This window comes from Sulfodiicoccus acidiphilus (assembly GCF_003967175.1).
Lineage (GTDB): Archaea > Thermoproteota > Thermoprotei_A > Sulfolobales > Sulfolobaceae > Sulfodiicoccus > Sulfodiicoccus acidiphilus.
The window spans coordinates 1,307,123-1,326,110 of the sequence record NZ_AP018553.1 but is presented as its reverse complement, the minus strand read 5'-3'; the positions used below and the strand labels follow the sequence as shown (position 1 = coordinate 1,326,110).

General features: G+C 52.4%; 19 protein-coding genes and 3 pseudogenes. 10 read left to right on the top strand and 12 right to left on the bottom strand.

All coding sequences use genetic code 11. The annotated features are described in order from the left end of the window. Positions 1-392: 392 nt before the first annotated feature. Positions 393-722, bottom strand: coding sequence for a hypothetical protein (locus HS1genome_RS12665; protein WP_229768284.1), 330 nt, complete (start codon positions 720-722; stop codon positions 393-395). A 282-nt stretch (positions 723-1,004) separates the two neighbouring features. On the opposite strand from HS1genome_RS12665, the gene HS1genome_RS07090 reads away from it, so the two are divergent. Together HS1genome_RS07090 and HS1genome_RS07085 are read left to right on the top strand one after the other, a co-directional pair. Continuing rightward, positions 1,005-2,555, top strand: coding sequence for a phytoene desaturase family protein (locus HS1genome_RS07090; RefSeq protein WP_126450182.1), 1,551 nt, complete (start codon positions 1,005-1,007; stop codon positions 2,553-2,555). A 466-nt stretch (positions 2,556-3,021) separates the two neighbouring features. Beyond that, positions 3,022-4,806 (top strand): AAA family ATPase, encoded by a 1,785-nt coding sequence (locus tag HS1genome_RS07085; protein WP_373286803.1) that lies wholly within the window; start codon positions 3,022-3,024, stop codon positions 4,804-4,806. Here HS1genome_RS07085 and HS1genome_RS07080 read toward each other — a convergent pair. The 8 genes and pseudogenes from HS1genome_RS07080 to HS1genome_RS07050 all read right to left on the bottom strand — a co-directional run. Then, positions 4,803-5,525: pseudogene (locus tag HS1genome_RS07080) on the bottom strand (tyrosine-protein kinase family protein); the annotation flags it as partial. The gene HS1genome_RS07085 and the pseudogene HS1genome_RS07080 sit on opposite strands and share 4 nt — an antisense overlap. Positions 5,526-5,673: 148 nt before the next feature. Beyond that, the gene (locus HS1genome_RS13020; protein ID WP_268243594.1) at positions 5,674-5,808 is read right to left on the bottom strand and encodes a hypothetical protein; all 135 of its coding nucleotides are present in this window, start codon (positions 5,806-5,808) and stop codon (positions 5,674-5,676) included. A gap of 129 nt (positions 5,809-5,937) precedes the next feature. Further along, positions 5,938-6,675 carry an inositol monophosphatase family protein gene (locus HS1genome_RS07075; protein WP_158613738.1) on the bottom strand — a complete coding sequence of 246 codons (738 nt, stop codon included), beginning with the start codon at positions 6,673-6,675 and terminating at the stop codon, positions 5,938-5,940. Further along, positions 6,665-7,644: pseudogene (gene trxB, locus HS1genome_RS07070) on the bottom strand (thioredoxin-disulfide reductase). Before trxB ends, HS1genome_RS07075 begins: the two are co-directional and overlap by 11 nt. A 160-nt stretch (positions 7,645-7,804) precedes the next feature. Next, positions 7,805-8,413 (bottom strand): 6-hydroxymethylpterin diphosphokinase MptE-like protein, encoded by a 609-nt coding sequence (locus HS1genome_RS07065; protein ID WP_126450179.1) that lies wholly within the window; start codon positions 8,411-8,413, stop codon positions 7,805-7,807. A gap of 8 nt (positions 8,414-8,421) precedes the next feature. Next, positions 8,422-8,547: a hypothetical protein gene (locus HS1genome_RS13015; protein ID WP_268243595.1), complete on the bottom strand. Its 126-nt coding sequence runs from the start codon at positions 8,545-8,547 to the stop codon at positions 8,422-8,424. 64 nt (positions 8,548-8,611) lie between these two features. After that, the gene (locus tag HS1genome_RS07055; RefSeq protein WP_126450177.1) at positions 8,612-9,025 is read right to left on the bottom strand and encodes a HEPN domain-containing protein; all 414 of its coding nucleotides are present in this window, start codon (positions 9,023-9,025) and stop codon (positions 8,612-8,614) included. Then, complete coding sequence (locus HS1genome_RS07050; protein WP_126450176.1) at positions 9,022-9,474, bottom strand: hypothetical protein; 453 nt, start codon at positions 9,472-9,474, stop codon at positions 9,022-9,024. The genes HS1genome_RS07055 and HS1genome_RS07050 overlap by 4 nt, the downstream gene beginning before the upstream one ends. A gap of 36 nt (positions 9,475-9,510) precedes the next feature. Here HS1genome_RS07050 and HS1genome_RS07045 point away from each other — a divergent pair, with 36 nt between their 5' ends. Together HS1genome_RS07045 and HS1genome_RS07040 are read left to right on the top strand one after the other, a co-directional pair. Next, positions 9,511-10,017 carry a hypothetical protein gene (locus HS1genome_RS07045; RefSeq protein ID WP_126450175.1) on the top strand — a complete coding sequence of 169 codons (507 nt, stop codon included), beginning with the start codon at positions 9,511-9,513 and terminating at the stop codon, positions 10,015-10,017. Next, positions 9,995-10,411 (top strand): 6-pyruvoyl trahydropterin synthase family protein, encoded by a 417-nt coding sequence (locus HS1genome_RS07040; RefSeq protein WP_126450174.1) that lies wholly within the window; start codon positions 9,995-9,997, stop codon positions 10,409-10,411. The genes HS1genome_RS07045 and HS1genome_RS07040 overlap by 23 nt, the downstream gene beginning before the upstream one ends. On the opposite strand, the gene HS1genome_RS07035 is transcribed toward HS1genome_RS07040, so the two are convergent. Both HS1genome_RS07035 and HS1genome_RS07030 read right to left on the bottom strand, forming a co-directional pair. Continuing rightward, the gene (locus tag HS1genome_RS07035; RefSeq protein WP_126450173.1) at positions 10,362-10,817 is read right to left on the bottom strand and encodes a hypothetical protein; all 456 of its coding nucleotides are present in this window, start codon (positions 10,815-10,817) and stop codon (positions 10,362-10,364) included. The two genes, HS1genome_RS07040 and HS1genome_RS07035, sit on opposite strands and share 50 nt — an antisense overlap. Further along, complete coding sequence (locus tag HS1genome_RS07030; RefSeq protein ID WP_126450172.1) at positions 10,814-12,298, bottom strand: dihydropteroate synthase-like protein; 1,485 nt, start codon at positions 12,296-12,298, stop codon at positions 10,814-10,816. Before HS1genome_RS07030 ends, HS1genome_RS07035 begins: the two co-directional genes overlap by 4 nt. A gap of 112 nt (positions 12,299-12,410) precedes the next feature. On the opposite strand from HS1genome_RS07030, the gene HS1genome_RS07025 reads away from it, so the two are divergent. The 6 genes and pseudogenes from HS1genome_RS07025 (at position 12,411) to HS1genome_RS07000 (ending at position 18,122) form a co-directional block, all read left to right on the top strand. Further along, complete coding sequence (locus HS1genome_RS07025; RefSeq protein WP_126450171.1) at positions 12,411-13,589, top strand: glycosyltransferase family 2 protein; 1,179 nt, start codon at positions 12,411-12,413, stop codon at positions 13,587-13,589. Positions 13,590-13,598: 9 nt separating this feature from the next. Further along, on the top strand, positions 13,599-14,807 hold the full coding sequence (gene thiD, locus HS1genome_RS07020) for a bifunctional hydroxymethylpyrimidine kinase/phosphomethylpyrimidine kinase (protein ID WP_126450170.1): 1,209 nt from the start codon (positions 13,599-13,601) through the stop codon (positions 14,805-14,807). Next, a pseudogene (locus tag HS1genome_RS07015) lies at positions 14,804-15,672 on the top strand (ribokinase). The gene thiD and the pseudogene HS1genome_RS07015 overlap by 4 nt, the downstream one beginning before the upstream one ends. A gap of 2 nt (positions 15,673-15,674) precedes the next feature. After that, complete coding sequence (locus HS1genome_RS07010; protein WP_126450169.1) at positions 15,675-16,376, top strand: MBL fold metallo-hydrolase; 702 nt, start codon at positions 15,675-15,677, stop codon at positions 16,374-16,376. A gap of 122 nt (positions 16,377-16,498) precedes the next feature. Beyond that, entirely contained in the window at positions 16,499-17,077 is a 579-nt protein-coding gene (locus tag HS1genome_RS07005; protein ID WP_126450168.1) for a class II glutamine amidotransferase, read from the top strand. A 112-nt stretch (positions 17,078-17,189) separates the two neighbouring features. Then, a complete protein-coding gene (locus HS1genome_RS07000) occupies positions 17,190-18,122 on the top strand; it encodes an alpha/beta hydrolase (RefSeq protein ID WP_126450167.1) in 933 nt (310 codons plus the stop codon). 218 nt (positions 18,123-18,340) lie between these two features. Here the strand turns inward: HS1genome_RS07000 and HS1genome_RS12660 are convergent, their stop codons facing one another. After that, entirely contained in the window at positions 18,341-18,973 is a 633-nt protein-coding gene (locus HS1genome_RS12660; RefSeq protein ID WP_229768046.1) for a hypothetical protein, read from the bottom strand. Positions 18,974-18,988 lie beyond the last annotated feature (15 nt).

Here is an 18,988-nt window from a genome sequence, read left to right as displayed (position 1 = left end):
GGTGGCTACGCGTTTCTCAAGTACGTGGTCAAGCCGACCGAGGGAGTAAAGGAGGACGAATAAGTCTCCGTTTTTCCCCATAAGTCGATATATGACTGGGCCCAGAGTTAGAGTTTCTTTCAATCACAAATTACAAAGATAGAGTTAAAGGGTCAACCTCGTAATCCTAGGCCCTTTGTATTGTGGGAAAGTCTTTTCTAGGACATTACCCCGGTAGCTCCACTGTAGAAGGGCCTGAGTGGGTTCGACGTCTGGATACACAAAGGACTCCAACCGTTAGTGTGGAAATTATAGTGCCACCGGCCCGCCAGATGAGAAGCTTAGTCTCGAATAGACGATGGAGACTTGCTCTGGAGGGGCCTACTAGAGCGAGGTGGCGTGAGGGCCCTTTACTAAGGTCTATTTCCACGACGATTCGAAATAGAGTATCCCCGTCGATGATGAGGAAACTTTCGTCTAGTATAGGCCAGACTGACTTCCTCCCCGCCCTGGAAGGGACGAGGGTTCCCTCCCAGAGGGATCGTCGTTCCCACCATCGGTTCGGGTTTACATGTCTCGTTTGGTGGGCAGTCGAGTGGATCAGAGATCCACTCCCATTTGAAGAGGAGGGGACTTTCACCCATTACGTCTAGTCCCTTAAAGGAAATTGAAGCCGCTGCTCGCTCCTCCCTCAGTCCCATTAAGCCCTCGATCGAGCTGGGGAGGAGCGTCGTTAGTACCACTAAGAGAAATTTCACAAAGAAGTATAAATATGAGGGGGCTGTCCGTCCCCGCCGTGAAGGGCGAGGCTTTCCGCCCCCTCAACCCCCTCTCTGTAAACTAAGGGAACCCCGAATACACTAAGTTCAAACTTTCGAACCTCACATAGTTATAAGAACGTAAAGGAAATCTATAGGACGATAAAGAATGGGGTTCACTGAACTGGTAGAGGTCGCCTCCTTTGCAGCCCTAGGTATAATGGTTGTAGGGCTGGCAATGGTAGTTACCTTCAGGAGGCTCAGGAAGTGAAGTTTGACGTTGTAGTTGTAGGAGGGGGACATAACGGACTGGTAGCAGCCTCCTATCTGGCAAGAGCAGGACTCAAGGTTACCGTAATAGAGAGGAGGCCCATAGTAGGAGGAGCGTGTGTCTCAGAAGAGCTTTGGCCTGGGGTAACTGTGAACACGGGGGCTTACGTTCTTAGCCTACTCAGACCTAAGATAGTGAAGGACCTGAGGCTAGCTGATCACGGCCTTAGCGTCTATAACAAGGACCCCGGACTCTTCCTCCCACTTAGGCCCAGATCGTTAACTCTGTGGTCTGACGTGCAGAGATCGGCCAAGGAGATTTCAAAGTTCTCCCAGAAGGATGCGTTGGAGTACCCCAAGTGGGTAAAGTTCTGGGAGGACCTTTACGACTTGTTCGATGTACTAATGCTCACTCCCCCAATATCGTTGGAAGAAGGGGGGTCCCTCTTGGAACTCTTGAAGGAGAGTGCTAAAGACAAGCTAGAGGACGTGGCCCAAGTACTACTTAAGGACGCAGAGTCGTTGTTGAGGGAATGGTTCGAGTCCGAGGAACTAATAACCGCCCTCATAGAAGACGCCGTTGTGGGGACGTTCACCCCTCCCTCGGCCCCGGGGACGGCCTATGTATTAGCACACCACGTGCTAGGAGAAGCGAACGGGATCAAGGGTGCTTGGGGTTACGTAAAGGGAGGAATGGGAGGAGTTACTCGAGCTCTGAAGGGTGCAGCTGAAAACTTAGGTGTGACCATCATGACGGGAATCGAAGTGGACGAAATCTTGGTGAAGTACGGGAAGGTTACCGGAGTGAGGCTGATGGATAACAGGATAGTGGAAAGCAAAATTGTTCTTTCAAACGCCGACCCGAAGACCACCTTTCTCAAACTCCTCAGGAACACGGAAGTCGATGAAGACGTGAGACGGAGAGTGCGAAGCACGAAGACCAGGGGTACTTCGTTCAAGGTAGTCGGCTATTTAGAGGAGCTTCCTGACTTCGGAGGAGGGAAGGAACTTAGGCCGGAACACTCCGCTTCAATATTGATAATGCCCGACGTCAAGTACGTAGAAAGAGCTTATTCTGATGCGGTGAGCTTCGGGATGTCCAAGGAACCGTGGCTGTCATTAAACATACAGTCCGCCGTGGATCCCTCATTAGCACCCCCAGGTAAGTTCTCCTTCTCCATCTTCGGACAGTACTTGCCTTACTCCAAGTCCCTAGATCAGGTAAAGGAGGAGTACGGGGAGTTAGTTATTAGAAAGGTTCGAGAGTACGCACCTAACTTCAAGCCGGTGAGGTACGAAGTATTAACGCCGTTGGATTTGGAGAGGAGGTTCGGAATGTGGGAAGGGCATATATTCCACGAGGAGATGACTCCTGACCAGCTCTACTTCTTCAGGCCGGTGCCCGGGATGAGCAACTACCTCACCCCCATTGAGGGGCTATACCTCTGTGGGGCAGGTACCCATCCCGGAGGGGGAGTAACGGGGGCTCCTGGATATAACGCAGCTAGGAAGGTCCTGGAGGACCTCACTCTCCCCAATAAAACTTAAACGAACAGGTAGTTGGTGGTTTCTGGTTCTAGACCTGGCATGTGGAAGGGAATCGGCGTGGTAATGGTCTTCATCTTTATATTCGGTATAAGGAGATAAACGTTCATGCATAAATCTTGGTTAGCTCCCTCTAATAGAACTCTCTAAATAGGGTGAAGCTCCAGAGCACTGAAGGTTGTTCCCGCTCTGAAAACGCATGAAACCGAGGCGTCCTCGCTTGGAGACGTCTCGGTGGCCGCTCCGTCGGTGATCTTTAGTTCAAAGTATATTTAACAAAAGGGGATATAACTGTGTGACCGTTCCACGGGGGTGTCTTCCTCTTTAACTTCAGTCAAGACAAAACTTGTCTCCTTCGGGGGCCTAGAGGACGCCTGCGCCTAGGCTCATCTATGAGCGCTTTCCGTCTTGTTAACCCTCTTCTATATAACATATTTTAAGATGTGTTCCAAACAGTAATTAGAGTACGTTGAGTTTGGTGGATCAGTACCTCACGATCGCCCTCTCCTTGGCATTCGGAGTGGGTGTCCTAGTGTACGCTACCCGACGATACACTTCTAAGCTCATGCCCACCGAGAAGCCACAGGAAGCTAGGTCGAGACAAAGACAGCAGAAAAAACAGGGAGACAGGGAGGTGAGTTGGGAGTCAGTTGGAGGGTACGACGACGTAAAGAAGGAGATAAGGGAGTACATGGAGCTTCCCCTGAAGAACAGGGAACTGGCTAGGAAGTACGGGCTCAAGCCGCCTAAAGGTATACTTCTCTTTGGTCCCCCTGGCTGCGGTAAGAGCCTCATGATGAAGGCCTTAGCCTCAGAGTCGAGGTTGAACTTCATATACGTCAACGTGAGCGATATAATGAGTAAATGGTACGGGGAAAGTGAGGCCAGACTGAAGGAACTCTTCGCCAGCGCTAGGAAGACCGCTCCTTGCATATTGTTCTTCGATGAGATAGACACCATAGGTACCAAGAGGGAGAGTCACACTGGAGACTCGGTGACACCAAGGCTGCTCTCCCTCATGCTCTCTGAAATAGACGGGCTTCAGAGCGACGATAGCGTGATCATAGTGGGATCAACTAACGTCCCGCAACTCCTAGACAAGGCCCTTCTTAGGGCCGGTAGGTTCGACAAGGTCATATTCGTGGGACCCCCTGACAGGGATGCTAGGAGGCAGATCCTGAAAGTCCACTGTTCCGACAAGCCCCTGGACGAAACGGTGGACCTAGATAAGATCGCTGACGCCACCGAGAGGTACAGTGGAGCTGACCTCGCTAACTTGTGCCAAGAAGTCGCCAGAAGAGTGGCCAGCGAAGCCCTAGAAAAGGGGGAAAGAAAGATAAGTATGGACGACTTCTCGCAGGTGATAAAGAGGTACAAGCCGAGCATAACGCTCCAAATGCTGGAGGACTACGAGAAGTTCAGGATGGACTTCGAGAGGAGGTTCAAAGGGAGGGAACTGGGAGATGAGGAGGAATCAAGGCTCACTCTGAACAGTGTGGGAGGGTATAGCGACATAAAGAGGGAGCTCTACGAGCTACTTGAAATGCAGTTCAAGTACACTAAACTGATGGAGGAACTCAACGTCACACCCATAAGGGGAATACTACTCTACGGTCCCCCAGGAGTAGGGAAGACCATGATGTCTAGGGCATTGGCGAAGTCGTTGGGTGTGAAACTCATATCGTTAAGTGGAGCCGAGGTGATGTACAAGGGCTACGAGGGAGCTGTGAACGCAATAAAGGAAATATTCAACAGGGCCAGAGAGAACAAGCCCAGCATAATTCTCCTAGACGAACTAGACGCAATAGCCTCCAGGAGGAACAGTAAGGGAAACGAAACGTCCAAGGTGGTGAACCAAATCCTGACTGAGATGGACGGAATAAGGTCGTTGAAGGAAGTGGTGATTATTGCCACGACAAACAGGATAAAGGCTATAGACCCAGCTCTCCTGAGGCCTGGGAGATTCGACAAGGTGGTACACGTACCGTTGCCGAACTTGGAAGAAAGGGTCGAGATATTCAAGAAGTACCTAGGGGCAGACGTGTGCGACGCGTTGAAGTGTGAGAAGTTGGCCCAGATGACAGAGGGTTACTCTGGGGCCGATATAGCGGCCGTGACTCGGGAGGCCAAGATAAAGTTGCTGAGGGAGAGGATCGCAGGTAACTCCTCCAGGACCCTCAAGTTCGAGGACCTGGAGGAGGCCATAGAGAGGGTTAGACCCTCTATAAGGAAGAAGGGGGGGAAGGGTACCTAGTTTCCCAGGTCCGTTATCTTTTTCGCTAAGTTGAATATGGCCTCCCACTTCACTTCTGGATTAGGGAACTGGCGATACTGGTAAAGAGTGTCGTCGAATTCTACTGCTTCACAGATTTTGAAGGAGAGAGGGAGACAGTTCTCCCTGAGCCACATCTGGACTCTCTCAACTTCGTCTGGAGTGGGAGGGATCATATTTACCACCAGGGCTAGGGGTTTGACCCAAGTAGAGGAGGCCTTCACGTAATTAGCAACAGCCCTGAGGCCTGGTGTAGAGGGATCAGAGACGAAGAGTCCTACTCCTTCCTGCTCGGGCCTGGCCTGGTAGAAGAACTCCCTTTCGTGTCTGGCGGCTTCGTCGTCAGGACCCACGTTGACAGGGTTATCAACAACGAAGTAGTCGAAGTCGTCGCTCCTCAGGACTTCTTTATATGCCTCAGCTCCCTTAGTCATAAGCTCCAAGCTCCTGTGAACCCTGAGAATGAGTTCGTAAAACTGGGGGGAGGGAGGATACAACTTCAATACCTTCAGGTTAGGCCTAGTTTCTTTCATGAAGTCTCTTTCGCCTCCATGCATGGCCCACCACAGGAGACCCTTGGACTCCACACCGAGGGACCAAGAGCCCCAACCGTTGTAGTCTCTATCCAAGAACAGTACCTTCCTTCCAAGTTCTGCCAAGGCCTTCGCGAGATGCGCTGCCACCGTGGACTTACCTACCCCTCCCTTAACCCCAAGACTTCTATTCTCACTAGGGGGACTCGATTATTTAGCTAAAAATCGTTTTGGGGGAGTTTAAGCGCAGCTTTTCAGGGGGTTGTGCCTTAGTTCACTTTTCACTGATTTGTGATTCTCCCCCCCCCCCTAGGGGTTAATTAAGGTCGCCGAGAATGCTCACCTCTCTTAGTCCCATTAGTGGGGTGGCAAGACTCGTCTGAGTGTCGAGAACGGATGAGGACACCTGCACACCTGAAATCACCATACCCACAGATACAACTACACCCATCCTGATGACATGTTGCCTTAGGTACAAAACATATAAACTTCACAGGTTAATGCAAGCCATTGACTAGAGCGACAGGAAACCAGTGAAGTGAGCCGTAACTTGTTATTGTTCCAAATGATGGACTAAGTTCTACCCTCTCAGGACTATACTCTGGATCTGTCTTACATCGTCGACATCAACCTCAAGAGGCGAACCGTCGAAGCTAGTGGGCCTCAGACCGAGTCTTAGACAGAAGCCTAAGGATGCAGCGACGTCCACGTTCCTCAACCTTCCCCGCAAGTCGAAGTAGGCTCTGCTTGACCCTAGGCAGACGTTTATCATATCTAAGGAGGCACTTCCAAGACTTCTCACCTTTGCCCCAGGGAAGTCGTCTAATATCCTCTTCGCCTGCTCCCACTGGGATGAGTTGAAGTAGCCTATCACGACTTCCTGAGGCCTCTTCCTCGAGGTCCTTACACCATTTACATAAGATCCTTCTTCATCGTAGGAGTATACCACGTCCCTGTAGATCTCGGCCACAGCACCAGCAAAACTATCTAGAAGCCTTCCACCCTTGTGGAAAAGGGCCAGTGAGACGGAGCACCAGGGTATCCCAGAGAGGTAGTTAGTGCTCCCGTCCAACGGATCCACAACCACAACGTAATCTGACCCCCTCACAGTTCTCCCCGACTCCTCGCTCACCACGTCGAAGTGGAAGCCCTCTCTTTCCAACCCCTCAAAGACCCTCGCCTCTGCCAACTCGTCCACTTTCTTAGTATAGTCGGTTCCGTGCTTCTTTATAACTACGTCGAGCGAGTCGTCCCTCACCTCTCGAAGAAAGTGCGCTACGTCCTGGGCCACCTTTTCTAGGCCCGCCCTAAGCTCCACCAGTGTTCCCCTTGAGTTCGTTTATGTAATTGTAAGCACTATGTGCAGCTACAGCTGCCTGTGCCGCAGCAGTGACCACCTGTCTAAAACCTATCCACATCTGAGTGCAGTCTCCAGCAGCGAACACTCCAGGGACGTTCGTCCTCATCCATTCGTCCACCTTTATGTAGCCGAACTCGTCAGTCTCGATACCGTTCCTCTTGGCGAACTCGACGTCTGGGTCGAATCCGATCTCTATGAAAATGCCGTCGACCTCTAGTTCCGTTGTTTTACCGTCCTTGAGAGACTCCACTGTAACTCTCCTCACCAACTTTTCCCCCTCGATCTTGGTCACCCTCGAGTTCAGGAGGAACTCCACGTTGGGCTTCTCTTTGACCAGTTTGACGTATATCGGTTGCGCTCTGAACTCATCTCTCCTGTGAACCAAGTACACCTTAGTTGCGTAACGGGTGAGTAGCTCTGCCCCCTCTAGCGCTGAATTACCTCCCCCACTACAACAACTCTCTTCCCCTTGAACAGAGGGGCATCGCAGACGGAACAATAAGATACTCCCCTCCCGGCGAATTGATCCTCGCCAGGTACACCGAGCTTCCTCCTCTTCACTCCTATAGCCAATACTACAGCCTTTGCGCTGTAATCGCCCCTCCTTTTCGTTCTAACCACGAACTCCTCCCCGCTCTTAGATAACGACTCCACCCTGTCCATTAGTATTGGGACGTTGTACTTGGCGACGTGTGCAGAGAAGGTCTTTATCATGTCTCCAGCGTTAATTCCAGCAAGTCCGAGATAGTCGTCGACCTCGCCGGCCTCCGTCAACTGACCACCAGGCGTCTCTCCAATTACGAGCGTCTTCAACATATATCTAGCACTATAGAGAGCCGCCCCATAGGCTGCTGGACCTAGACCCACAACTATGACATCGAACTTCTCTCCAGGTTTAACGTTAGGCGCTCTCGGGATCAGACTCATATGGTTAGACTCAACTAACTCAGTTAAAAGTGCTCCTAACTTAGATAGTTCATCTCTTTACTTCTAACGTCTATTTCGGCGACGGCAGGGTGGTTTACAAAATGATGAAGTTAAGGGGGCGGAAAGCCTCGCCCTTCTGGGCTAAGGGGGTTCATACGTTTCAGACTTTGTGCCTGAGTCCGTCCTGCATTAATTCCTCCACTACCCACTTGGCTATCTTGAGTTTAGCCCTCTTTGTAGGGGAGGAAGGGATATCGTCCTGGAGAGTTGGCTTAGAGTACTTCCCCGTGAGCTCAGAGTCGAAGTCCATACCGTAAAGCCTCACTTTCATCGCTCCCGCAGCAAGCGCCAGCGCCACAGCTCTGTCTCCGTCTGTGAAGCCGCCGAAGACCTTGAGCCTGCCGAACGGCGCCACTTGACACGTCCCCACAACCTTCTTCATCAGCCCGACTCTCCACAACAAATGGAAGTTGTCGCCGTGAGCGTGGACTACGTAGAACGTGGGAAATACTTCTGAAATGCCGTCTAAGTCCGTCACCACTACGTCAGGAGTTATGCCCTTCTCCATTAGATACCTTGAGGCACCGTCGGCTGCGATCACCCTTTCTTCGCTGAAGTGGGACACGGAAGTCAGAGAAGGGCCAGCACCTACAACGGCCACTGTCCTTCCCTTGAGCATGTCCACCAGGTCTTCAGAAAGATCGTCGTGGAGCATGGAATTTAGGAGCGAAGCCGAAGAGTAGTCGGCCAACTCGGTGTAACCCATCATTGACCTCACTAGAGAGTAGAAGGAGATCCATCTCTGAACTTCAATAAAAGTACACCACCCTCAACCTTCACGATCTCGAGTTCCCGAGTGAGCTCTGGAAGAAGCGGATTGCTAGCACTCACCTTGAACAACACTTCTTCCCCCCTCAAGTGGCCAAGCGCTTCCCAAGGATCGGTGCCACACTGATGGGAATCCAAGTCAATCGTGAAAGTCGTCGAAAATCCCCTCCACTGCCTCTATCACCCTTGAGGCCCTCTCAATTGTGGCCTTCACCTCGACCTCTCTTACCACGACTGAGGGGGACTTGAGGGACGATTCGTCGAGCTTCTCGGCCAGTAACCCCTTCAACGCGATCTCCTCCATTTCCCCTACCAGCTTGACGATCTCGGTGGCTTTCCCCTTGGAAATCAGGTACTCCAAAACGAAGGATGCTCCAAGACAGAGTGGAACGATCCCATAGAGTGCCAGAACCACCCTAGCAGCGTAATCCACAGCCTCTCCAGCACTGACCACGGCCCCTACTAGGTCTCCTTCCTCGTGACTCTGTCTCGCCTCCTTTAGACTTCTCGAGGCACGGAGCATGTATTCCGAGGCTAGAGCGCTGTTGTTCAAAGGTCAACCACCTCCCCCTTGGAGAGATCGCCCATTACTACAACTGCCCCGTTTCTATGCTGGAACGTCTTGACCCCTTTCAGAACTTCCCTTGCCTTCTTCAGAATGCCCTTCGGATCCAGGAGGACTGTCCCCTGGAGAAGGAGGTGGACGACCCACGGGATGTGGTAGTCCACTTCCTCTGGGGAAAGCAAGATCCCAACTATACGTGGAGCAGTCCCGAACTCCTCGACGTAGGAGGAGAAGAGGTGAGATGTCCTGAGAGCTTCGTAGAACTTCCTCCAGATTTCCGTCCTAGCGGTGATCGAGATCTCACGGATGCCGTCCACGAGAATCAGAACGTGCATCTCATTATCGGAGCGCAGGGCCGCGATCCCCACCACGTCTTTACCGAACCACTCCATAAAGCCCTCCAAGGCCATCCGAGTAAGTCCAGTTAGAGCGTCCACGGCAAGCTATTATACACGGCCGTAATATTGTTTCCCATGGCTTCCCTCGAGGAGGAGTTCATGAGGGAGAGGCCGTCCATGGTAATAGAGCCACTTATGGTTCCCGTTCCCTGTGACACCTCTTGCCTCACCAACTCGAAGTTCAGAGAACTATTGGCGAATCCCAAGTTCAGAATGGGGATGGAAGTGGTAGACAGTCTCGTCGACCTCGTAAGGGACTACGTCTCTACCCTAACTAGGGAAGTGATCACTAGGTTGAACGAGTTCGAGGCTGACGCTAGTCAAGCGACGTTTGCCCTATATCAGATACTGGAGGTTGGTGGGGACTTCGTTCTAGGTGAGGACCTCACATTTCAAGGTAGGACGGTTGTGAGGGGCGAGTTCCAGAAGCTTATGAGGGCCCTGAAGGTGTTAGAGTCGATGAAGAGGGACCAGGACATTAAGTTGACCTGCGACGAGATCAGGTATCTAACGGAGGCACTGTGGGAACATGTAGACAAGAACCTGAGGAGGATCTTGGTTGAAGTTCAGAGTGGGAGTTGAGGGGTTCACACTAGATTCTGCCCACTACACACTCTCCTCTCCAGCCGACTCCCAAATACACGGCCACACTTACCAAGTGAACGTCGAAGTTGAGGGGGAAGTTGAGGAGTCCACGGGGTTCGTGGTCAACTTCGAGGAGGTGAGGAGGGTACTCACGGAGACCCTGAGGGAGTGGGACCACAAGCTCATCGTGCCAGCGAGGGACGTGGAGAAGCTGGAGCTACGCGGCCCGTTCAGGGTAGAGATCAAGGTGATCGATGCGCCCTTCCCAACTGCCGAGTTCATAGCGGCAGAATTGGCGAGAGAGCTACACAGTAAACTGGGCTCTCCAAAGTCAGTTAGAGTCAGGATATACGAGGGAAAGGAACAGTACGTGACGGTGGAGTATCCGTGATGAACCGCAGGCCCACATTATCAACGGGGACATAACCGTCCTTTCTAACTGAGGAAAACGTCAGCGCCCCTCTCTCTCCCCCTATCACAGCACCGTCTAGGTCCTTTAGGGAGTTTAACTCAGTGGGACATGCGAGGGGGACCCTCTTGACGTATCCCCTGAACTCGAATCTCCTCACAGGTGACCTTCCGCTCATGACGAAGACTCCCCCGAAGATCGCAGGGTACCCCAACCTGAACCTCTCCACTGCTGTACCCAGGGAGAAGGTCCCTACTAAGTACCTCGCCATTTCCCCCAACTCCCCCTCTGCATCCGGTGTCACTAGATGCGTACAGACGGCCACAGCCAACCATCTCCTCCTGTCGACGTTGACCTCCCAGATCTCGGGCAGGGCCACCCTTATCATTTCATCCTCACTCTGAAAAGGGGCGAGTCCTGTGCGTACCTCTTCCCCAGCTGTAACGCCATTTCCGCCTTAGCGAGCTCGTAACCTACGTATAGTGCGTGTTCTGGATCCATTGACACACTCCTCACTAGGGCCCTTCCTAGAGATAGTGCGTTCTCGCTCATCAACTTCACTTTCCTTCTATGATTTCCATCATTAAATACCAAAGCCAACTTATCGTCCTCTAATCCTATCCTCACGAATCCTCGATCCATCTTAGGTTCTATCTCGCTCACCTCGATCACCTGGTCGGCATGGAGGAACTCGCGATCCTCCCTTTCCCTGTCCTTTAGTATCAATAGGTCTACTCCGATGTCCTTAGGTGGTTTCCTCCTGACGTGAGCTAAAGACACCATCGATGTTGCGGTCCTGAGTTCCCACGCCGACCACCTAGTTCTCCCCTTATCCATGGTGAGTAGGTTTCCCACTCCCAACTCCTGGGCCAAGGTAGCCATCAAGGCGTTGACTCCGTGGCTATCAGCGTCGATCAACTCTGTGACGTTAAGTACTCCCATCAGTGTAGGGACGTTTGGGAGCTCCTTTCTAACCTGAGCGTACTCTGTGAGCGACTGGAAAGTTCCTAAGACCGGTGGAGAAAGCACTGGATCCAAGATCAACTTCCTGTAACCCCTCCTCTGAGCATCCCTGAAAATGGAGAGACACCTCTTCGCCCTTTCCTCTGGATACGTTGGAGCCACTATGAACGTCGCGTCCTTTGCCTCCTCTAGTAGGTCCAAATTGGTCTCGTTAAGGTTGAAAACGAAACCGGCCCCCGCCCTCACACCGGCCTTCAGCTCGTTCGGAGAAGCAGAGTCCACTCCTACTCTGAACCCTAGGTCTACAAGCGTCTTCACCTTCCGGGATAAAGAGTCTGGATCGTCGCTACCAGCGGGAGTACCCACTACAACGACGTCAACGTAGTCCCTCACCCTAAGGGCTTCCCTCTTCACTCTCTCTTCGTCCCACTTTACGTCGAGCTCCAAGAATATCCTGAAAGGTGGGGGAGAGATTGGGATCTTCAGTCCATCCTGTTCGAAGGCGTATTCCGCACTATTCTCCATCTCTGCTATTTCCTTCCTCAGATCGGAAAGTCTTATCCTAGCTATCACCGCGTCAGCGGGCTCCAGAGAAGATAGGGGTAACCCCCTCTTGAGCGCCTCGATGACAACAGGGATGTCGTAGGCATCCTGGCTCCCCTTAACCGTCCTCACTCCGGTGCTTCTCTCGACTACGGAAACATCACCGAAGACCAGGCCTGGGACAACTATGTAGTCGAAATTGCCGTCAACCCCCTTCAACTTCTCGGCGACGTACTTGGCCGTCATCAGAGCGGCCACGGGGTAGTCTAGAACCTTGACCTCAACCTCCGCACCCCTAACTCTAGAGGCGGCCTCCCTGACGGCCCGTTCAGCCAACTTCCCCGTGACCAGCAGCACTCTCACGTTCGAAACTTCGTGTGTGCGATTAAGAGTATTTCCTGAGAATGCACTAAGCCTGAACCCAGTCTGAGACATGAGTAGCCTTAATATATAAGAGAATGGCAGTTTAATCGGAATGATCGACGATATCCTGCTGACGTTCAGTATCGTGGTTAGTTCTTGGACGACCTACAACTCGATCATGGCTTTACTGGGATTCACGTGGAAACCCGTCGAAGAAAGATCGCAAGAAGGAGTAACCTTCAGTCTGGTGGTCCCTGCTCGCAACGAGGAGGGAGTTCTCCCTAGACTGATGGACGCGCTCCTAAATCAAGACTACGATCGCTCGAAGTACGAAGTGTTGGTAGTAGAGAGCGGTTCCACTGACGGAACACTGAACGTCTGTAGGAAGTATGAAATGAACTACGATAACGTTAAGTGCTTTCACATACAGAGAAAGGCGTTAAATGGAAAGAGCGAGGCCCTCAACTTCGCGATCAAATTGAGCAAAGGAGACGTAATAGGGGTCTTCGACGCGGACACAATGCCTCGCTTAGACGTCCTCTCCTACGCGGCGGCCAAGTTCAAAGACCCCAAGGTAGCGGGGGTTCAGGGAAGGTTACTCCCATTCAACGTTAGAGACACAGTACTGGCTAGGTTCGCCTCACTTGAGGAGCTTCTGAGCGAGTATGCCTTAGGGGGAAGAGCCAGACTGGGGGCTTTCGTTTCCTTAGAGGGCACCTGCATGTTCATCAGGAGAAGCGTTCTGGAGGAGCTTGGAGGATGGAGGGAGGACGTGCTCACGGAGGACTTCGAGCTGAGCCTCAGGGCACTCTCTGCCGGCTACACCGTAGTCTACTCTCCCTCAGTTCTGGCTAGAAGGGAAGTGGTGGTCAGATTGAGGTCCCTCTTGAAGCAGCGCCTCAGGTGGTACAGGGGAAGGTTAGAGGTCGATATCACCCTACTACGTATGAGGAGAGACGTCAGGGCGGTTGACGCATTGCTTACAATCGCCACGCCTGTGGTAATGATAATGTACGCATCGACTTACTTCCTGCCCCTAGTTGCATCCCTTCACGTTCTTCAAGAGGCCTCAGTAGCTGCCGGCACTTCCACTGTCTTCACCTTTCTGGTTACAATGATGATATCTAGGAGACACCTGATAGAGCCCTTCTATGGACTTCTCTCCTACCTCTATGTTAACTTGGTCATAGCACTCAATGTGGCTGCCGTATTCCTCGAAGTCACTAGAAGAAGGAAGGTGTGGGTAAAGACCGAGAGAGCTTATCAGCAGAAATTAAACCCCGGGAGGTGAAACTTCCCCGTGAGGAGCAGGCCCGTAGTGGGAACGATCGCGGGAAGCGACTCGGGAGGAGGGGCGGGCCTTCAGGCTGACTTACGAACCTTCACGTCCCTAGGGACGTTCGGGGTGACCGTAGTCACGTCAGTGACTGCTCAGAACACGGTGGGAGTAAGCGCGATCTACCCCCTACCACCTAGCTTTGTGGAGGCCCAGCTGAAGGCGGTCTTGGACGACTTCGACGTCAGATTCATGAAGACGGGGGTCCTCCCAACAGCGGAGGTCGTGGAAGTAGTAAGAAGGAAGGTGTTGGAGAGCAGAGTAGGCCTGGTACTTGATCCCGTCATGGTGGCCAAATCCGGCGATAGGCTGGCGGGGAACGACGTCCTCGAGGCGTTAAAAAACCTGGCCAAGACTTCACTGATAATCACTCCAAACCTGGCTGAACTCGAGCTACTCACTGGTTCAAAAATCGACGATCTCAACACCCTCGAAGAAGCAGCTGCGCTTCTGTCCTCTCAACTCGGAACTAATGTTCTAGCCAAAGGAGGAGAGAGACTAAAGGGAGAGGACGTAGTGGTGATAGACGGTAGGATCAACCACCTCAGAGGAACTGTTGCGGAGACCAAGGATACCCACGGCAGTGGCGACGTGCTATCGGCCGCAATAACATCGCTCTTGGCTCGAGGGAGAAAACTACACGAGGCGGTGAGGGAGGCGAAGGAGTTCACCACAATGTCTATAACATCTGGTATGAGGATTGGAAAGGGAAGAGGGCCAGTGGACCCCTTCGCTAACGTGGAGAGATTGGCAGAGAGAGAGAAGGCCAGAGAAGAACTGGAGGAGCTCGTGCTTAAGTTAGAGGAGAGAAAGGAGTTGATAGTGGCTCTATTGAAAACGGAAGATAAGGCTAACTTGGGTTACATGACCCCTTACTCAGAGGTAGCGACTCTAGCAGGTGGAATAATCAGATACATGGGTTGGATAAAGGTGGACGGCCCGATAGTGTTCGGGGTCCAGAATTTAGTTTCCACTGCCCTGAGGAGAACTGGTTCTAGGCTTGGACTCTCTACGTCGCTCACGGAGAAGTTGTTGAGGAACTCGGAGAAGTATGGTCTGACAATTAAGGAGAGCGGCCAGCCGTGCGACGTATTGCTTGAGGGAGACAAGGTGGTGGTGCTGGCTCAGTCTAGTAGGGAGTTGCTCGATAAGCTGGAGGTGTTGGCTAGGTGATAACTGTAGTAGGAAGCTACAACGTAGATCTAGAAGTGAAGGTGGACAGGTTCCCCTCACCTAGCGAGACTGTTTTCAGCAGGGAACTCCTAGTTCTTCACGGAGGTAAGGGGTCGAACCAAGCCGTGTCAGCGTCGAGATTGGAGGGTCGGGTGCAACTGGTGGCCGCGGTGGGAGACGACGACTACGGTACGAAGGCCATAAGCTTCCTAGAATCTGAAAACGTTGGAACTAGGTACGTGAGGGTGAAGAGGGCTAGAACTGGAACCGCAATAGTTGTGGTGGACAGGGAAGGGGAGAACATGATAATTGTAGATAGGGGAGCAAACGCCCTCTTGGAGCCGGCCGATCTAGGCGACTCCTTAGAGTACACCGACGTTCTACTGACGCAGCTGGAGGTGAGCGAGGAGGTTGTGAAGAAGGCGCTGATCGAATGTGTGGACTGCATAAGGATACTGAACCCCGCGCCTGCGATCCTGAGGGACGTGAACCTATTGAGACACGCCGACGTCGTCACTCCTAACGAGGTCGAGGCGAAGCAACTAACTTCTGCCAGCACTGTTGTAGACGCGGCTAATTCGCTCCTGAGGTTAGTGAGATACGCAGTGGTAGTGACGCTAGGGAGAGTGGGGCCTTGGTGGTAACGAGGAGGGGAACATCCAAGGTTCCCACCCTCAGAGTGAGGGCAGTCGACACCACCGGAGCGGGGGACGTCTTTAACTCGGCCCTAGCTGTAATGCTGGACAAGGGTCATGACCTAGAGGAGGCCGTCAAGTTCGCTAACCTCGCTGCCGCTGTGTCCACTACTACCGTGGGTGCTCTAGGTCCTCGAATGGAGGAGATAGAAGAGTACGTGAGGTCTTAATCGTGGAGTTGACGTTCTTAGGCACGGGTGCGGGCGCGACCCTCGGATCATCCAGGTTCAGGTCCTCCATCCTAGTCGCGAGTGGAGCTGTTGGAGTGCTCCTAGACATGGGAGCAGGAGCAAATTTGAGACTAGAAGACATGGGTCTGACCAAGTCGTTCCAAGCGCTATTCGTCACGCACACTCACCTCGATCACTTCAATGGCCTGCCTGACCACTTAGTTCTGAGGAAGATCACCGCAATGCCCAAATTATTCGTGGCTTCTCCACCTGGATTGGGCCCCGTGCTATCCGCGATGAAGGCTGCGGGAAACGATATAGAAGTGGAGCTCCTTGAGGCGGACCTGCCTAGGTCATCCTTAGGTGACGTTGAAGTTTGGTCCGTGCCGGGATGTCACAGCATATACTCTGTAGCGTATGTGGTAGATGACGGAAAGAAGAGGTTGCTTTACAGTGGTGACACTCGGGAACCTTGCGAGCCCATACTCAGGGAGCTCAAGGGAGTCGACTTAGTAGTCCACGAGTCTTCCTGTTTGGAGGACTGCTCCAGGTGGGGACACACGTCAGTTCAAGAGGCCCTCAACTTCTTCTCAGGAAAGAGGCTAGTGCTCACCCACATACCTTCCCAGATTGTGAAAGAGGCGGAACAGTTAGTCGGCGGGAAAGCCATAATAGCCAGGGATGGACTCATGATTAGAATGTAGATGTGCCGTTTCGTTGCGTTTAACGTAAGAGACGGAGTTTCCCGACAGGTGATAAGAGCGCTGAGGGAAGTTTCCCGCTCAGATCCCCTTAGTGGGGGAGGAGCCATCCCGACGGGTGGGGGGTGGCAGCGCTAGTTGAGGTAAATGGTTCTTGGAGACAACTCTACTACAGGAGTGGAGAACCCATATACGAGGATCCCGCATTGGATGGGATATCGTCCCTCTTAAGGGGGAGGTGTGTGGGCGTGATCCACTCGAGGAGATCGTCTAGAAAAGAGCTGAAAGGTATCGGACATACACACCCTTACCATGTCAGGAGCGGCCCAGCCGAACTCTTCTTTGCTCACAACGGGTCAGTGCTCAGGAAAGCGTTCAACGAGCCCGATCTCCCTTACACGGACAGTTTCCTCCTCTTAAACGAACTTGCGAGGTGGATCCCTTCCTTGTCCCCTAGAGAGGCCCTGGAGAGGCTGAGGGACTCTTTCGGCCCTGAATCGACCTCGCTCAACAGCGCCCTACTTTACCACACACTCTCCTCCACAGAACTCCACGTCCTGAACTACTATAACCTGAACAGGGCTAAAGAGGAAGAGGAGTACTACAAGCTCTATAGGTGGGAGGAGTACGTTGCATCATCTTCTGTCGCAGCGTGGCTGGAGGTGGGGAGTCCCCTCGGAAACGGATCTGTGGTTTCACTTTAACCGTTATGGTGATTGATGACATCCAGTTGGGTAGTGGCCTCTGCTAGTTGGGCCGAAAGATATGTAGGATCCTCATGTAAAGTGTTATATTCCGCCTAATGAATAACAAGAAATGCCCCTGGAACCGGGCTTAATCAAAATCCTAGAAGCATATAAGCTTCTCCCACCTACCTCAACCCAGAACTTAGCTGAGGCAAGGAAGGCCTTCGATCAAGGTAGTCTACTCACATTTACTTACAAGGCCCCGCTCAGGAACGTAGAGGACATCAAGGTTATGGGATCCCAGGCTGAAATCCCAGTCCGCCTGTACTACCCACACAACTTGCCTGAGAAGGCTGGACTCACGATCTACTACCATGGGGGAGGTTTCGTATTTGGTAACATAAACACCTACGACAACCTCTGTAGAGCAATAGCGTACTCGTGCAACTGTGTAGTCGCGTCGGTTGACTATAGACTCGCTCCAGAGAACAAGTTTCCGGCAGCAGTGATTGACTCCTTCGATGTGTTGAAATGGGCTAGGGATGAGGCGGGAGAAATGAGCATCTCTTCAATTGCGGTAGCAGGAGACAGTGCTGGGGGAAACCTAGCTGCTGTAGTCTCCATAATGGCGAGGGATTCTGGGATACCACTCAAGGAACAGGTACTGATATATCCTGCAACCGACTTCGCCACTGAGACCCCCAGCGTAACGGAGTTCGGAGAGGGACTGTTTCTTACAAGAGAAATGATGAGGTGGTTCGGAGAACAGTACCTCAACAGGGGAAGCGAGATTCTCGATCCGCGAGTCTCCCCGGCCAGAGCTGACGATCTGTCAAGATTACCTCCAGCCCTCGTGATAACGGCGGAGTACGATCCCCTTAGGGACCAAGGCGAGATCTACGCTGCCAAACTAAGGAAGGCTGGAGTCGAGGTTGTTAACGTGAGATACGGAGGACAAATACACGGCTTCCTTTCATTCTGGGACGTGACGCCAGCCGCAAGCCAAGCTGTCGCAGAAATAGGTTCATATCTTCACAGGGCGTTCTACGGTTGGGAGACCTAACACGATCGACCTACCGAAGCACCGTCAACTAACACAGTAGTTCAAGTCCCTGAAGAGATAGTAATGCGGGTCAGCGTAGTGGACAGGAAAGTGAGTAGAGCCAAGATAGTAAGCCCTAGAAAGTGCTCCTAGGACAGAAAACCTTTACTCGTGATAGAAATCCCACAATAAGTAGCCATTCACTCAGGCCTCTTTGAACATCGGCCTTCTGTCTACGATCAAGTCACAGTGAAGTAAGCGAAGACAGTCTGATTGAAGTAGTCAATTGCTACTACGGTGTAAACCCCGGGCTGGAAGTAGGTGAAGTTCCAGGCCGAGAAGTCCAGGACGCTGACGTTGGGAGAGGTAGGGAAGTAGTAGCCGTAAACCACTGCCGACGTCCTGTCGCTGAGCGTGGCTTGAACTGTGCCGTTGTAGATGAGCTGGACTCTGTCGCTCATGGGGAGGAACCGGTAAGTTGTAACCGCAAAAATGAGTGGACAGGGGTACACACCGGGCTTGAAGACCTGTAGGGATTTACCGGAGGAGTAGTTAGAAACAGTGTAGTAGCCCTTCAGGACCTTTACACCGACGAGGAGTGGCTGAGAACAGGGATAAAGTGAGGGGAGTATAACAGGGCCCTTTGTGCTAACTAAGATGGGCTGGTTCCCCTTGTAATACAAGTCTGCCGTGATGTCGATCCCTTGACCAGGCGTAATCCTCGAGGCGTTAAGATTTAAGGTGAGGGCTAAGTTGCTAGGTGTTGCCGTGCCTGTGTCGCTCCTAAGAGAAGTGTGCATTGCGGGGAAGAGTAGGGCAACCACTACCACTAACACAATAACTGCAACGGCGATAACGACTGGAATCCTCATCAGGTTTAAACGTCG

Bases quoted from the DNA above. Each gene is read 5' to 3' on its own strand.
- HS1genome_RS07045 (WP_126450175.1), top strand. From the start codon at position 9,511: ATGGCTTCCCTCGAGGAGGAGTTCATGAGGGAGAGGCCGTCCATGGTA.
- HS1genome_RS07025 (WP_126450171.1), top strand. From the start codon at position 12,411: ATGATCGACGATATCCTGCTGACGTTCAGTATCGTGGTTAGTTCTTGG.
- HS1genome_RS07035 (WP_126450173.1), bottom strand. From the start codon at position 10,817: ATGATAAGGGTGGCCCTGCCCGAGATCTGGGAGGTCAACGTCGACAGG.
- HS1genome_RS13020 (WP_268243594.1), bottom strand. From the start codon at position 5,808: ATGGGTGTAGTTGTATCTGTGGGTATGGTGATTTCAGGTGTGCAGGTG.
- HS1genome_RS12660 (WP_229768046.1), bottom strand. From the start codon at position 18,973: ATGAGGATTCCAGTCGTTATCGCCGTTGCAGTTATTGTGTTAGTGGTA.
- HS1genome_RS07000 (WP_126450167.1), top strand. From the start codon at position 17,190: ATGCCCCTGGAACCGGGCTTAATCAAAATCCTAGAAGCATATAAGCTT.
- HS1genome_RS07065 (WP_126450179.1), bottom strand. From the start codon at position 8,413: ATGATGGGTTACACCGAGTTGGCCGACTACTCTTCGGCTTCGCTCCTA.